This window comes from Variovorax atrisoli 110B (assembly GCF_000382045.1).
GTDB classification, from domain to species: domain Bacteria; phylum Pseudomonadota; class Gammaproteobacteria; order Burkholderiales; family Burkholderiaceae_C; genus Variovorax; species Variovorax atrisoli.
In genome coordinates this window covers 17,396-30,131 of the sequence record NZ_KB907468.1, presented here as the reverse complement: position 1 = coordinate 30,131, position 12,736 = coordinate 17,396, and the positions used below count along the sequence as shown (strand labels likewise).

Sequence of the window (12,736 nt, the reverse complement as noted above, 5' to 3'; positions counted from 1 at the left end):
CTGATGCACAGCGCTTCGGATCAACCAGGAGACACACCATGAAGCGACGAGGTATTTCGACGGCAGCCAGTGCTGCCGCGCTGCTGCTGGCCGGCTGCACACCACTGGCTCCTCAAGCCTCGCGGGTGCCTGTGCCGGTGCACGACCAATCCGCGGTTGGCAGCCGCGGCTACTTCTACGTCGGAGGGCGCTACACGGGTGCCCCCGACGAGCAGGTGATGTCGGGCCAGATCTATGTCGAGGTCGCGGTGCCCAAGCGTGTGCAGCGGCCGTACCCGCTGGTGCTCATCCACGGTGCGGCGCAGACGGCCACCAACTGGATGGGCACGCCCGACGGGCGCAAGGGTTGGGCCGACTACTTCGTTGAGCAGGGCTATGTGGTGTATATGATTGACCAGCCCATGCGCGGACGCTCGACCTGGCATCCCTCGGACGGTGGGACCCGGATGTTCACTGCCCCGGTGCTGGAGAAGCAGTTCACCGCGCTCGCTCAGCAGGGCAATTGGCCGCAGGCCAAGAGGCACACTCAGTGGCCCGGAGAAGGGCCGCTCGCAGGGCGGCGCGGCGACCCGGTGTTCGACGCGTTCTACGCGACGCAGGTGGAAAGCCTTGCGTCGAACGCCGACACACAACGCCACAACCAGGCCGCCGGCGCGGCACTGCTGGACCGCATCGGCCCTGCGATCTTGCTGACCCACTCGCAGGCGGGCCCCTTCGGATGGCTGATCGCTGATGCTCGCCCGGACCTCGTCAAGGGCATCGTGGCCGTGGAGCCCTCGGGACCGCCTTTCGAGAACTCCATCAATGCTACCGGCAAAGCCCGGCCATGGGGCCTGACGGACATACCAATCACCTATGCACCGGCCGTTTCCCGGCCGGAGGAGCTCGAGGTCGAGCGCCAAGCAGCTCCAAAACCCGAGCTGTTCGCCTGCTGGATGCAGAAGGGGGCTGCCCGCCAACTGCCACACCTGCGCCAGATCCCCGTGATGGTCATGGCCGCCGAAGCGTCTTATCACGCGGTATACGACCACTGCACCGCGCAGTACCTCCAGCAAGCCGGAGTTCCGACCGATTTCATCCGGCTGGAGGAGCAGGGCCTGCGCGGCAACGGCCACATGGTCATGCTGGAGAAGAACAACCTGGCCGTCGCACAGCTCATCGACCAGTGGCTGCAGCGAAAGCTGCGCTGAGCCTGCACCAGAGAGATCCGCGATGCAACGAAGACTTCTGGGCCGATGGACGGCCGCCGCCGGCCTGGCGACGTTGAGCCGGTGTGCTGCCGCGTGCGCGCAGCAGGGCTTTCCGAACAGGCCGCTCAAGCTGGTGGTGCCCTTTCCGGCGGGTGGCGGCACCGACGTGCTAGCGCGGGCGCTCGGCGAAGGCCTGTCGCGCGAACTCGGCCAGCCGGTGATCGTCGACAACAAGGCGGGCGCAGGAACAGTGATCGGCAACGACGTGGTTGCCAAGAGCGCGCCGGACGGCCACACGCTGCTCTTGACAACGAGCGCCATCGCGATCGTGCCGAGCCTGTATCCCAAGCTGCCTTATGCGGCGGAGACAGCACTGGTCCCAGTGCTGCTGCTGGGCGTGGCGCCCAACGTGGCGGTGGTGCGCGCCGAAAGCCCGCTGCGCTCCGCCAGCGATCTGCTGCAGCGGCTGCGCGCCGAGCCAGGGCGCCTGAGCTATGCCTCCGCCGGCAACGGCACCACCACGCACCTGGCGGCCGAGCTGCTCAAGAGCAGCACTGGCCTGTCGATGACGCACGTGCCGTATCGGGGCGCGACGCCGGCGATCACCGATGTGCTCGCGGGGCAGGTCGACCTCATGTTCGGCACGCTGCCGAGCGTGGCGCCCTTCATCAAGAGCGGCAAGGTCCGCGCGCTTGGCGTGACTGGCGCGAAGCGCTCGCCGCTGTTCCCCGATGTGCCCACCTTCGCCGAGTCGGGGGCGCCGGGCTACTCGGCCGATGTGCTGTACGGCGTGTTTGTCACGGGCGGCACGCCCGACTCGGCCATCGAAAGGCTGGGCGCTGCCGTGCGCAAGGCCGGCCGCACAGAGAGTTTCCAGCGCAGGGCCGAAGCCGAAGGCCTGGTACTCACGCTGAACGGCGCCGCCGAGGCATTGCGCATCCAGCGCGCCGAAGAAGCGAAGTGGCGCCAGCTGATCAAGGCCAACGGCATCGTCGCCGAGTAGTCCGCTACCCAGCTTCATGAAAAGGCCCACGCACGCATCCGTGCTTCTCTCATCTTGCTGTTTTCTCATCATCGATCGGACACCTCATGCACGCGACCGAAGTATTCGCCCGTTACGCCACCGAATTTCGCCAAACCCGGCTCGACGACGAGGTGCTTCACCACGCCAAGCGCGCAGTGATCGACTGGCATGCTGCGCTGTTTCCAGGGCTTGACGTCGCGCCCATGCCGCAGTTGCGCGCGCTGCTGGCCGACGACCTCGAACGGGGCGGCGCGCGCCTGCCCGATGGGCGCCCTGCACCTGCACGCGCAGCTGCACTGCTCAACGGCACCGCGGCCCACGCCGCCGAGGTGGACGACAGCTTCCGCGATGCCATGTACCACCCGGGCGCTGCCACAGTGGCGGCCTCGCTGGCCATCGCGCAGGACCGCGAGGCCGGCGGGCTCGAGTTCCTGCGCGGCGTGGTGCTCGGTTATGAGGTCTCCACGCGCATCGGCGTGGCGATGGGGAGGGCCCACTATCGCCACTGGCACAACACGGGGACCGTGGGCACCTTCGGCGCCGCCGCTTCCGCCGCCGGCCTGCTCGGGCTGCACGGCGCGCCCTTTGCCCATGCGCTCGCCACGGCCGCGACCTTCGCGGCAGGGCTGCAGCAGGCCTTTCGCATGGATTCGATGTCCAAGCCCCTGCATGCGGGCCGGGCCGCCGAAGGCGGTGTGCTCGCCGCGCAGCTGGCCGCGCAGGGCGTGACGGGTTCGCTCGACGTACTCGACGGCGAGGCCGGCTTCGGCCGGGCGATGAGCGACGGCCCCGACTGGTCCATCGTGGGCGACACGCTTGGGCGCGACTTCCACATCAAGCGGCTGACCTTCAAGAACCACATCGGCTGCGGCCACACCTTCGCCGCCATCGATGGGGCCCTGGAACTGGCGCGCCTGCACAACCTGCGAGCCGCGGACATCCGCCGCGTCCACGTGGCCACCTACGGCCCGGCGCTGGACATCGCCTGCTACGAAGACCCGCGCACCGAGAACGAGGCCCGCTTCAGCATGCGCTTCGTGGTGGCGACCGCGCTGGTGCACGGCAGCGTGCGCCTTGCGGCGTATACGCCCGAGCGGCTGGCGGATGCGGACACGCGCGCGATGATGGCGCGCATCACGGCGGTGGTCGATCCGGAGATCGATGCGGCCTTCCCGGGCCGGCGCTCGGCCCGCGTCGAGATCGAGACGAACGACGGCCAGCGCCACGTCTGGCTGCAGCCAGACCGCAAGGGCGACCCCGAGCTGCCGCTATCAGACGCGGAGCTCGACGACAAATTCCTGGAACTCGCGGCGCCGGTGATCGGGGCCGAGCGTGCGTGTGTGCTGCTGCGCAACATCTGGTCGCTGGACAAGGCCGAAGGGCTGCAGGGGCTGGTGGCCTGAGCGTCCGCGGCCGCCATGGCCATAGGGCTGCCGCTTCGTCGCCACCACTGAGGCCAATAGCCGAAAAACATATCTGCTATAGGAGCCATGTGCTTACCCTTGACCGGCTTGCCTGAAAGACTGCGGGCATGGAGACAAAAGATTCAACCGCACAAGCCGCGCCGCACGCCCCCGTATCGCGCAAGCTGATCACCTATCCCTCGGCGCGTGACGGCACGCCGATCCATATTGAGTACGCCGACGAGGGCGATGGACCCGCGATCTGCATTCTTCCGTCGCTCGCGCGCTCCGGGCGGGACTACGACGTAGTCGCCGCCATGCTGGTGCGCGAGGGCTTTAGGGTGGTACGGCCCGAGCCGCGCGGCATCGGCCGCAGCAAGGGGCCGATGCAGGCGCTGGACATGCACGACTTCGCCGCCGACGTGGCTGCCGTGCTGGACCAGGAACGTATTGGGCCGCTGGTCGTCGTGGGTCATGCCTGGGGCAGCCAGCCCGCGCGGACCTTGGCGGCCGATCGGCCAGACCTTGTGTGCGGAGTCGTCATGGCGGCCGCGTCAGCGGGCAAGCTGCCGCCGGGGTCGCAGGAGCAGCCCTACAGCCGCCTGCGCGACGCGATCGACGGTGCAAGCGACCCCGGTCTCTCGGAAGACGAGCGCATCGACTGCCTGCGGCGCGCCTTCTTCGCACCGGGCCATGACCCGCGCGTTTGGCTGGACGGCTGGAGCATCGAGGCGCATGAGGCACAGAGCCATGCTCGGCGCGCGACGCCGGTCGATGACTACTTCTCCGCGGGCCAGCACGTGCCCATCCTCGATCTGCAGGCCGAGCACGACGCGGTGGTGATTCCCGGCGTGATGAAGCCCTACCTAGGCGACCGGGTCACGGTGCAGGTGATCCGCGACGCGGGCCACGCGATGGCACCTGAGCAGCCTCATGCGATGGCCGATGCGATCGCAGCATTCGCGCGTCGCGTCTACGGCTCGCGCTCTGGCGCATAGCGCAACGGACCGGCGTGCGGTGTCGATCTCGGGCGCACGGGTCAGGCCGCCGCCAGAGGCGTGGCGGCGGATGAAGTTACATGAACACACCAGGAGACAACATGACCAAGAAGTACAGCCTTTCCAACCTGAAGTTGGCGTTTGCCGGCGCGGCGCTGCTCGTGGGTGCCTTCGCTCATGCGCAGGGCTATCCAAGCAAGTCGATACGCATGGTCATTCCCTACACGCCTGGCGGCTCGATCGACACCGTCGGGCGCCTCGTGGCCGACCAGCTGCAGCGCCAGCTCGGGCAGCCCATCGTCATCGACAACGCGCCGGGCGCATCGGGCTTCGTTGGCGCGATGCACGTCAAGAAAGCGAAGCCCGACGGCTACACGCTGCTGTTCAACGCGTCGAGCCAGGCCTACCTGCCGCTGGTCGTCGCGAAGAAGACCTACGACGCGCAGCGCGACTTCACGCCCGTGGGGCAGATCGGGTACGTTCCGCTGATCGTCGCCGTCAACAACGACGTGCCTGCCAAGACCATGGGCGAGTTCGTGCAGCTGGCCAAGGCCAATCCGAACAAGTACACCTGGGCGACCTCGGGCCTCGGTACCACGAGCCATCTGAGCGAGGAGATGGTCAACCGCGCACTGGGTCTGCAGATGGAGATCGTTGCCTACAAGGGCGCCGTGCCTCAGCTGACCGACGTGATCGGGGGCCACGTCTCGGCCGCGATTTCGCCGATGCCCGGCGTCGCGCCCTTCGTTCAGGGCGGACGCCTGCGTCCGCTCGCGGTGACCAGCAAGGTCCGTGTTCCGTCCATGCCCGATGTGCCCACGCTGTCGGAGACCGGCATGCCCGGCTTCGAGCTGCTGTCGTGGTACGGCATCTGGGGTCCCGCGGACCTTCCCGCGGACATCACGAACCGGCTCAACAGCGAGATTGCCAAGGCCGTCGATGCGCCTTCGCTGAAGGCCAAGTTCGCCGAGTTGTCATTCGTACCTGTGAAGTCCAACCCCGCACAGTTCAAGCAGCTGATCGCGGACGACCTCGCCAAGATCGGCAAGGCGGTGAAGGACGCGGGCATCCGCATCGACTTCTGATATTCATTCTTCGGCGGCCGGCATCGGCGCTGCCGGCCGATAGGCGCGGAAGTCCAGCGCCCGCAGCAGCTTCGCCGTCTCCTGGATGAGGCGGCTGGCCGGCCGCGCGGTCGGCATCGCCAGCACCAGGCTGTTCCACATGGCCGGCGGCCCGATGGGGGCAGCCCGCACCTTGGCGCGGCGCGTGCTGAGGTTGAGCGCACTCTCGGGCAGGATGGAGCAGGCCATTCCCTCCTCGACCACCGTCAGCGCCGTGTGCACGGCCCCAACTTCGGCCACGATGTTCAGGTTGATCTTGCGCGGCAGCATCACCGCGTCGACCAGGCTTCGGATGGGGTTCGGCACGGCGGGCAGGATCAGAGGGAAATCGGCAAGGGATGCCAGCGAGACGCGCTCGGGCAGCCGATAACCTTCGGGCGCAACGAGCAGCAGCCGCTCGCGCATCAGGGGCTCGTAGCTCAGCAGCGGCGTCGGCGGGGGGTCGAAGAGCACGCCGACGTCGATGCGGCCGGCCAGCAGCCCCTCCCGAAGCGAAAGGCTCAGCCCTTCCACTACCGACAGCATCGCATTGGGCAGCCGTTCGCGGAACTCCCGCACGAGCGGCACGCACAGCCCGCTGGCCACCCGATTGGGTAGCCCCACCACCACCTTGCCGGCGGGCTCGTCGCTCATCTCCTTGATGTCGAAAAGGGCTTGCGCGGCCGCGTTGAGCATGACGCGCGCATGGGCCTGCAGCGCATGGCCCGCCCGCGTCGGCGTGACACCGCGCCCCGTGCGCTCCAGCAGGCGCTGGCCGAGCTCCTGCTCGAGCAATGCGACCTGCCGGCTGATGCTGGGCTGCGCGAGGTTCAGGGCGGCCGCGGCGCGGCTGAAGCTGCCTTTCTCGACCACGACGACGAAGTACTCGAGCTGTTTGAGATCCATAGCGCAAAGACATATCTGATATAGGCCTCATTCGATTTAACTTTGCTTGCGATCGGCCCAGACTTAAGGTTTTCCCGGGGAAGCCGGGCTCGAGGAGCAACGATGAAGAGATTCGAATCGAAGGTGGCGATCGTGACCGGCGCGGGCTGCGTGGGCGCGGGCTGGGGCAACGGCCGCGCGATGGCCGTGCGGCTCGCGGAAGAGGGCGCCAGGGTGCTGGCTGTCGACCGCGACGCCGAGCGCCTGGCCGAGACCTTGTCGCTCGCCGGCAGCGCCGCGGCATCCATCACCACCTGCATCTGCGACGTGACCAGCTCCGCGAGCGTGAAGGCGATGGTCGACGCCTGCATCGAGGCCTACGGCGCACCCGACATTCTGATCAACAACGTGGGTGGCTCGGCCGCAGGCGGCCCGGTGCAGCTCAGCGAGGAGGCCTGGGACACGCAGATCGACGTCAACCTCAAGAGCGTGTTCCTCACCTGCAAGCACGTGCTGCCGCACATGATCGAGCGCAAGCGTGGTGCCATCGTCAACGTGGCCTCGACCTCGGGCCTGCGCTGGACCGGCAGCGCGCAGGTGGCCTATGCGGCCAGCAAGGCCGGCGTGATCCATCTGTCGCGCGTGGTGGCGGTCCAGCATGCACCCGACGGCGTGCGCGTCAACACCGTGGTGCCGGGACAGCTGCACACCCCGATGGTCGAAGTGCGCCTGGCGAAGCAGCGCACCGGCGGCGACATCGAAGCGCTGCTGGCCTCGCGCGTCAAGCGCATCCCGCTGGGCTTCATGGGCGACGGCCGCGACACGGCGAGCGCCGCGCTCTACCTCGCGAGCGACGAGGCCCGCTTCGTGACCGGCACCGAACTGGTCGTGGACGGCGGCATGACGGCGCGCTGCGACTGATCGGCCGGAGTTCAAAGCAAGCAAGGAGACAAGCGATGAAAAGAAGACACATCCTGGCCGCGGCCGCGGCCGCGGCCGCGGCGCTTTCGCTGGCATCGACCGCATTCGCGCAGGCCGGCGGCAAGCCCGTTCGCATCGTGACCTCGTTCAGCCCGGGCGGGCCGGTCGACTTCGTGGCGCGGACGCTGGCCGAACAGCTCGGGCGCGAGCTCAAGCGCACGGTCATCGTCGACAACAGGCCCGGCGCCAACGGCGCGCTCGGTGCATTGGAGACCCTGCGCGCCGAAGCGGATGGCAGCGCGATCTGGATCACCAGCGTGGGCGCGGCCGCCGTCAATCCTTCGCTGGTCGAGAAGTCGCCCTACGACACCCAGCGCGATTTCGCGCCGGTCTCGCTCGTGGCGAACAACTTGGAAGTGCTGGTGGTCGGCGCGAAGGACCCTGCAGCGGATGCCGCGGAGTTCGTGAAGACCGCCAAGGCCAGCAAGGAGTCCACGCCGATGGCCTCTTCGGGCTCCGGCAGCATTCCCCATCTGGCGCTGATTCAGCTCGAAGAGGCCACCGGCGCGCACTTCCTGCATGTGCCCTACAAGGGCATGGCGCCGGCATTCACCGACCTGATGGGCGGGCAGGTGAAAGGCGTGTTCGCCGACGTCGCGGCGATCATGCCGCACGTGCAGGGCGGCCGGCTCAAGGCGATCGGCATCGCGGCGAGCAAGCGCCATCCGTCGCTGCCGCAGGTCAAGACCTTCGACGAGCAGGGCATCAAGGCCGTGGACACGAACAACTGGTATGCGCTCTTCGTCTCGGCGAAGACGGCGCCGGCGGTGGTGCAGGAGCTCAACAAGGCTGTGCGCAGCGCGATCGCCAACCCCGACGTCAGCGCCCGGCTGCTGCGTGGCGGCGCCGAGCCGAAGACATCCACGCCGCAGGAGCTGGCAGCGCTGCTGAAGGCGGACACGGCCAAGTGGGCCGCATTGATCAAGTCACGCAACATCAAGGCCGAATGATGAGCACGAGCCACATACGCGTTCCATTGGTGGTGCCGGGCACCGTGCCCGAACTCGCCGAGGTGGAGGCCCGCATCCTCTTGGAGCGCGGCAGGATCTCGCTGCTCTACCAGGTGCTGCTCAATAGCCCGAGCATCGCCAGCGGCTGGGAGTCGATGCTGACGGCCGTGCGCAACCGCACCTCGGTGCCGGCGGACCTGCGCGAGATGATCATCCTGCGCGTCGCCGTGCTCAACGAGGCGGCGTTCGAGTTCGACGCGCACGTACCACATGCGCTGAAGGCCGGATTCGCACAGAAGAAGATCGATGCGCTGCGCGCCGGGGACCCCGCAGGCGCCCTCGATGGCCGGTTCACGCAGGACGAGTTGCTGCTGCTGGAACTGACCGACCGGATGACGCGCGATGTGAAGGTGCCAGTGGAGCTGACGGACCGCCTGAACGCGCGCTTCGAGCCTTCGGCCGTGGTCGAAGTGGTCGCCACCGTGGCGGCCTACAACATGGTGTCGCGGTTCCTCGTGGCGCTGAACATCTCGCACTAGGCACCGCCATGACCGATGCAACCACCGAGTCCGGCGTTCCCGTGCGGACCTATCTGGAGCACCCCTCGCGGCCGAGCCTTCGCCTGCCGCCCGGCGCATGCGACAGCCATGTGCACGTCTTCGGGCCGACCGCGCGCTTCCCTTATGCGCCAGACCGCCGTGTAACTCCGCTGGAGGCACCCAAGGAGACGCTGTTCGCGCTGCATCGCGCCGTGGGCATCGAGCGCTGCGTGATCGTGCAGTCGATCACGCACGGCACCGACAACCGCGTGGTCGAGGACGCCATCGCGGCGGGGCAGGGCCGCTATCTCGGGATCGCCCTCGTCGAAACCGGCGTACCCGATGCCGAGCTCGAGCGTCTGGCGCTAGCGGGCTTCCGCGGCGTGCGCTTCAACTTCATGCGGCACATCGCGAGCGCCGCGGGCGTCGATGCGGTGCTCGCATTGACGCCGCGCCTGGCTGCCGTCGGCATGCATCTGCAGGTGCACTTCGAGAGCGAGCTGGTCCACGAACTCTCCGCGCCGCTTCAGCGCAGCCAGGTTCCGGTGGTGATCGACCACATGGGGCGCGTGGATGCCACTCGCGGGCCGGATGCTTCCGACTTCCAGGCGCTGCTGAAACTGCTGGAGAACCCGCGCTTTCGCGTGAAGGTCAGCGGCATCGATCGCATCGACGCGCATGCACCGCCTGGCGAGCGCTATGTGCATGGCGAGGCGCTGGCCCGCATCCTGGTCGAGCGCTTTCCCGAGCGCTGCGTATGGGGCACCGACTGGCCGCATCCCAACCACACCCACATTCCCGACGACGGTGTGCTCGTGGATGCGCTGGGGCGTATCGCGCCTGATGCGGGGCACCTTGAGCAGTTGCTCGTGCACAACCCCCAGGCGCTGTACCGCTTCCCGACCTGAGCCGCGGCTGCGTTGCCGCGTGGTTCCATCCGAGGTGCACATGTCAACAACTGGCCGGATTCCAACCGACGTCGTACTCCTGCGATGCCATGGCCCGCTCTCGACGCCGGCTGTGTTCGGCGAGGCGGTGGCAAGCTTGCCTTGCTGGCAGGACATCGGCGGCCGCATGGTTCGGCATGTTCATTCGCAGGCACTGCAGCTCTCGTATGTCTATCTGGAATTGCCTCAACGCACGGCGCTGTCGAGGCACTGCCTGATCGAGCTTGCCAGTGAGGCGGGCAGCATCTGGCCCGGCACACGGATGGCGGCCTCCCGCCTGACGCTGATGCACGACATTGCCGGTGCCAGCGCGGACTCGCCGGCGGGCTCCCACTACGTCGTCGAGATGAAACCCGAACCCGGCTGGGGCATCGAGCTGCAGCGCTGGTACGACCAGGAGCACCTGCCCGCGCTGGCAGCGGTGCCGGGCTGCATACGCGCCCAGCGCTTCTGGAGCAACGACGACGAGCAGGAGTCGCTGGCATGCTACGACCTCGTTTCGGACCGGACTACGGCATCCGCCGAATGGCTGGCGGTTCGCGAAACGAGTTGGAGCTCCCGCGTGCGCCCCCATTTCTTGAAGCCCGTGCGGACCATGTTCGCGCTGGCCGACGCCTCTGTACCTTAGGTGACCGACCGGCGCGCCGGCGGATGCCTCACGACACGCCGCCAGATGCCGCACCGATCGAAGCAACGACCTCCATCCGAGGTGGCAAGCCGTGATTCCTTGCGGTGCCACCTTGGCGCCTCGATGCAGTGCGCATGTCGCCTGCGAGGCAGGCGCATCGATCGCACACGAGCGCCCCGTTCGCCCCGCTTCCAAGCCTGGCCATCGCACAGGGAAGCTCCTTATTCGCAAGCGAGATGACAGTTTGATGAATACGGTATTGGACCGGGTGGACATACGTTCCTAAAGTCCATCGCCAATCGACCAGCCCGCCGCAACCAGGCGGGCACCACCTGGAGATGTGTTCATGAAGCGTTGGGTTTCCAAGCTCCTTGCATCGCTGCAACCTGCAGTGGTGCAGGCATCGGGCTCCGGGGGCGCGCAGGAGCCGGCGCCGGCATTGCAGTCGCTGCCCAGCGAGCGCGTCGGCATCTCGGGAACCGTCATTGCCAAGGTCGAGCTGCCGGGCGGCTTCGGCGCGTCCAGGGAACTCCTTCTGCGCATGCGAGAGGTCACCATTGCGCCCGGAGGCTTCCTGCCGATGCATTCGCATGCGGACCGCCCGGCAGTGGCCTATGTGCTGCAGGGGCGCATGACCGAGTACCTCGAGGGCCAGGACGACCCAGTCGTCGTCGAGGCCGGGCAGGCGTATTCAACCCATCGCCGGCCTCACGCGCTGCTCAACCGCGACAGCGTACCCGTCGTGTTCCTCGAGGTCGATCTGTTCTGAACTCGTTTACGCATACCGAATTTGCCCGTTTCCGCGTTCCGCATTTCATAGCCTCGGAGTCCAGATGTTCCGCCTGACTTTCAGCCTCGCCTGCGCCGCGGCGACCCTCATTACTTCCTTCGTCCACGCCGCAGAGACCGTCGAGGTCATCCACTGGTGGACCAGTTCCAGCGAGACGGCGGCCGTCGGCAAGTTCAAGGAGGCCGCGAGCAAGCGCGGACTGGCCTGGAAAGACCTGGCCGTCGGCGGCGGCGACAACCAGCGCATCCTGCTGAAGGCGCGCGTGGGCAAGGGCACACCGCCGGATGCCGCGCAGATCAACGCCGACGTGCGCAGCTATGCCGCCAACCGCGACAACCTCGCCAATCTCGACGAAGTGGCGGTCAAGGGAAAGTGGGACGAGGTGCTGCCCGAGCCGTTGCGGCGCTTTGCGCGCCAGGGCGGCAAGAGCTATGTCGCGGTGCCGGTGAATGTTCATCGCCAGAACGTCATGTGGATCAACGCCGAGGCCCTGAAAAAGCTCGGTGCGACCTCCGCGCCGAAGACCTGGGACGAGTTCTTCGCGCTGGCCGACAAGGCCAAAGCCGCGGGCATGGTGCCGCTGGCGATGGGCGATGACATCTGGGTGAACTTCACCTTCATGCAGGTGGCCTTCACGACGATGAAGCCCGACGAGTTCCGCCGGGCCTTCTACGACCTCGACGACGCCCAGCTCAAGGGCCCGGGCGTGGTGAAGGCCTTCGAAGTGATGCGCAGGCTGCGCGGCTACGTGGACCGCAGCGCGCCGACGCGCAAATGGAACGAGGCGACACAGATGGTCATCCAGGGGCGGGCGCTGGCGCAGGTGATGGGTGATTTCGCCAAGGGCGAATTCAACATCGCCGGCAAGAAGCCCGGCGTGGACTACCTCTGCGCGGTCGTACCGGGCAGCGGCCGCAACCATCTGTTCACCTCGGACGCGTTTCTCTTCTTCAAGCAGCAGAAGTCCTCGAAGGCGCAGCTGGACCTTGCCGAAGTGTTCATGGACCGCGACGCCCAGGTTGCGTTCAGCCAGGCCAAGGGCTCGGTGCCGGCCCGAACGGATGCGGACGTGTCTGGCTTCGACGAATGCGCCCGCCAGAGCTATGCCGATTTCGTTGCCGGCGCCAAGGACGGAACGGTTGCAGCATCGCCCAACCTGATGCAGACGCCCGCCCGGCTGGGAGCCTGGCGCGACGTGGTGCTCGGCTTCTGGAACGACCCCGACATGACGGCCCAGCAGGCCGCCGCGAAGATGGCTTCGGCCGCCAGGTCGAACTGAGGCCGCCCACGGGAACGCA

13 protein-coding genes are annotated in these 12,736 nt (G+C 67.5%); 12 read left to right on the top strand and 1 reads right to left on the bottom strand.

The window, feature by feature from the left end:
- The first annotated feature begins 38 nt into the window (after positions 1–38).
- The 5 genes from G369_RS0131920 (at position 39) to G369_RS0131900 (ending at position 5,700) form a co-directional block, all read left to right on the top strand.
- Positions 39–1,190 carry an alpha/beta hydrolase gene (locus G369_RS0131920; protein ID WP_080647951.1) on the top strand — a complete coding sequence of 384 codons (1,152 nt, stop codon included), beginning with the start codon at positions 39–41 and terminating at the stop codon, positions 1,188–1,190.
- Between the two features lie 22 nt (positions 1,191–1,212).
- Positions 1,213–2,193, top strand: coding sequence for a Bug family tripartite tricarboxylate transporter substrate binding protein (locus G369_RS0131915; RefSeq protein ID WP_051127680.1), 981 nt, complete (start codon positions 1,213–1,215; stop codon positions 2,191–2,193).
- 86 nt (positions 2,194–2,279) lie between these two features.
- Complete coding sequence (locus G369_RS0131910; RefSeq protein ID WP_019658145.1) at positions 2,280–3,617, top strand: MmgE/PrpD family protein; 1,338 nt, start codon at positions 2,280–2,282, stop codon at positions 3,615–3,617.
- A 128-nt stretch (positions 3,618–3,745) separates the two neighbouring features.
- Positions 3,746–4,615: an alpha/beta fold hydrolase gene (locus G369_RS0131905; protein WP_019658144.1), complete on the top strand. Its 870-nt coding sequence runs from the start codon at positions 3,746–3,748 to the stop codon at positions 4,613–4,615.
- Between the two features lie 101 nt (positions 4,616–4,716).
- Positions 4,717–5,700, top strand: coding sequence for a Bug family tripartite tricarboxylate transporter substrate binding protein (locus G369_RS0131900; RefSeq protein ID WP_019658143.1), 984 nt, complete (start codon positions 4,717–4,719; stop codon positions 5,698–5,700).
- Between the two features lie 3 nt (positions 5,701–5,703).
- Here G369_RS0131900 and G369_RS36660 read toward each other — a convergent pair whose 3' ends face one another.
- Positions 5,704–6,624, bottom strand: a complete 921-nt coding sequence (locus G369_RS36660) for a LysR substrate-binding domain-containing protein (protein ID WP_019658142.1) — start codon at positions 6,622–6,624, stop codon at positions 5,704–5,706.
- A 102-nt stretch (positions 6,625–6,726) separates the two neighbouring features.
- Here G369_RS36660 and G369_RS0131890 point away from each other — a divergent pair, with 102 nt between their 5' ends.
- The 7 genes from G369_RS0131890 (at position 6,727) to G369_RS0131860 (ending at position 12,717) form a co-directional block, all read left to right on the top strand.
- On the top strand, positions 6,727–7,524 hold the full coding sequence (locus G369_RS0131890) for an SDR family NAD(P)-dependent oxidoreductase (RefSeq protein ID WP_019658141.1): 798 nt from the start codon (positions 6,727–6,729) through the stop codon (positions 7,522–7,524).
- Between the two features lie 35 nt (positions 7,525–7,559).
- A complete protein-coding gene (locus G369_RS0131885; RefSeq protein WP_019658140.1) occupies positions 7,560–8,534 on the top strand; it encodes a Bug family tripartite tricarboxylate transporter substrate binding protein in 975 nt (324 codons plus the stop codon).
- The gene (locus G369_RS0131880) at positions 8,534–9,073 is read left to right on the top strand and encodes a carboxymuconolactone decarboxylase family protein (protein ID WP_208604417.1); all 540 of its coding nucleotides are present in this window, start codon (positions 8,534–8,536) and stop codon (positions 9,071–9,073) included. Before G369_RS0131885 ends, G369_RS0131880 begins: the two co-directional genes overlap by 1 nt.
- Before the next feature lie 8 nt (positions 9,074–9,081).
- Positions 9,082–9,981 carry an amidohydrolase family protein gene (locus G369_RS0131875; RefSeq protein WP_019658138.1) on the top strand — a complete coding sequence of 300 codons (900 nt, stop codon included), beginning with the start codon at positions 9,082–9,084 and terminating at the stop codon, positions 9,979–9,981.
- Between the two features lie 40 nt (positions 9,982–10,021).
- Entirely contained in the window at positions 10,022–10,648 is a 627-nt protein-coding gene (locus G369_RS36655) for a hypothetical protein (protein ID WP_157773839.1), read from the top strand.
- A gap of 346 nt (positions 10,649–10,994) precedes the next feature.
- Positions 10,995–11,417 carry a cupin domain-containing protein gene (locus G369_RS0131865; RefSeq protein ID WP_019658136.1) on the top strand — a complete coding sequence of 141 codons (423 nt, stop codon included), beginning with the start codon at positions 10,995–10,997 and terminating at the stop codon, positions 11,415–11,417.
- 64 nt (positions 11,418–11,481) lie between these two features.
- Positions 11,482–12,717: an ABC transporter substrate-binding protein gene (locus tag G369_RS0131860; RefSeq protein WP_019658135.1), complete on the top strand. Its 1,236-nt coding sequence runs from the start codon at positions 11,482–11,484 to the stop codon at positions 12,715–12,717.
- Positions 12,718–12,736: the final 19 nt, after the last annotated feature.

Bases quoted from the DNA above. Each gene is read 5' to 3' on its own strand.
- G369_RS0131860 (WP_019658135.1), top strand. From the start codon at position 11,482: ATGTTCCGCCTGACTTTCAGCCTCGCCTGCGCCGCGGCGACCCTCATT.
- G369_RS0131900 (WP_019658143.1), top strand. From the start codon at position 4,717: ATGACCAAGAAGTACAGCCTTTCCAACCTGAAGTTGGCGTTTGCCGGC.
- G369_RS0131865 (WP_019658136.1), top strand. From the start codon at position 10,995: ATGAAGCGTTGGGTTTCCAAGCTCCTTGCATCGCTGCAACCTGCAGTG.
- G369_RS36660 (WP_019658142.1), bottom strand. From the start codon at position 6,624: ATGGATCTCAAACAGCTCGAGTACTTCGTCGTCGTGGTCGAGAAAGGC.
- G369_RS0131915 (WP_051127680.1), top strand. From the start codon at position 1,213: ATGCAACGAAGACTTCTGGGCCGATGGACGGCCGCCGCCGGCCTGGCG.
- G369_RS0131910 (WP_019658145.1), top strand. From the start codon at position 2,280: ATGCACGCGACCGAAGTATTCGCCCGTTACGCCACCGAATTTCGCCAA.
- G369_RS0131885 (WP_019658140.1), top strand. From the start codon at position 7,560: ATGAAAAGAAGACACATCCTGGCCGCGGCCGCGGCCGCGGCCGCGGCG.
- G369_RS0131905 (WP_019658144.1), top strand. From the start codon at position 3,746: ATGGAGACAAAAGATTCAACCGCACAAGCCGCGCCGCACGCCCCCGTA.
- G369_RS0131890 (WP_019658141.1), top strand. From the start codon at position 6,727: ATGAAGAGATTCGAATCGAAGGTGGCGATCGTGACCGGCGCGGGCTGC.
- G369_RS0131880 (WP_208604417.1), top strand. From the start codon at position 8,534: ATGAGCACGAGCCACATACGCGTTCCATTGGTGGTGCCGGGCACCGTG.
- G369_RS0131875 (WP_019658138.1), top strand. From the start codon at position 9,082: ATGACCGATGCAACCACCGAGTCCGGCGTTCCCGTGCGGACCTATCTG.
- G369_RS36655 (WP_157773839.1), top strand. From the start codon at position 10,022: ATGTCAACAACTGGCCGGATTCCAACCGACGTCGTACTCCTGCGATGC.
- G369_RS0131920 (WP_080647951.1), top strand. From the start codon at position 39: ATGAAGCGACGAGGTATTTCGACGGCAGCCAGTGCTGCCGCGCTGCTG.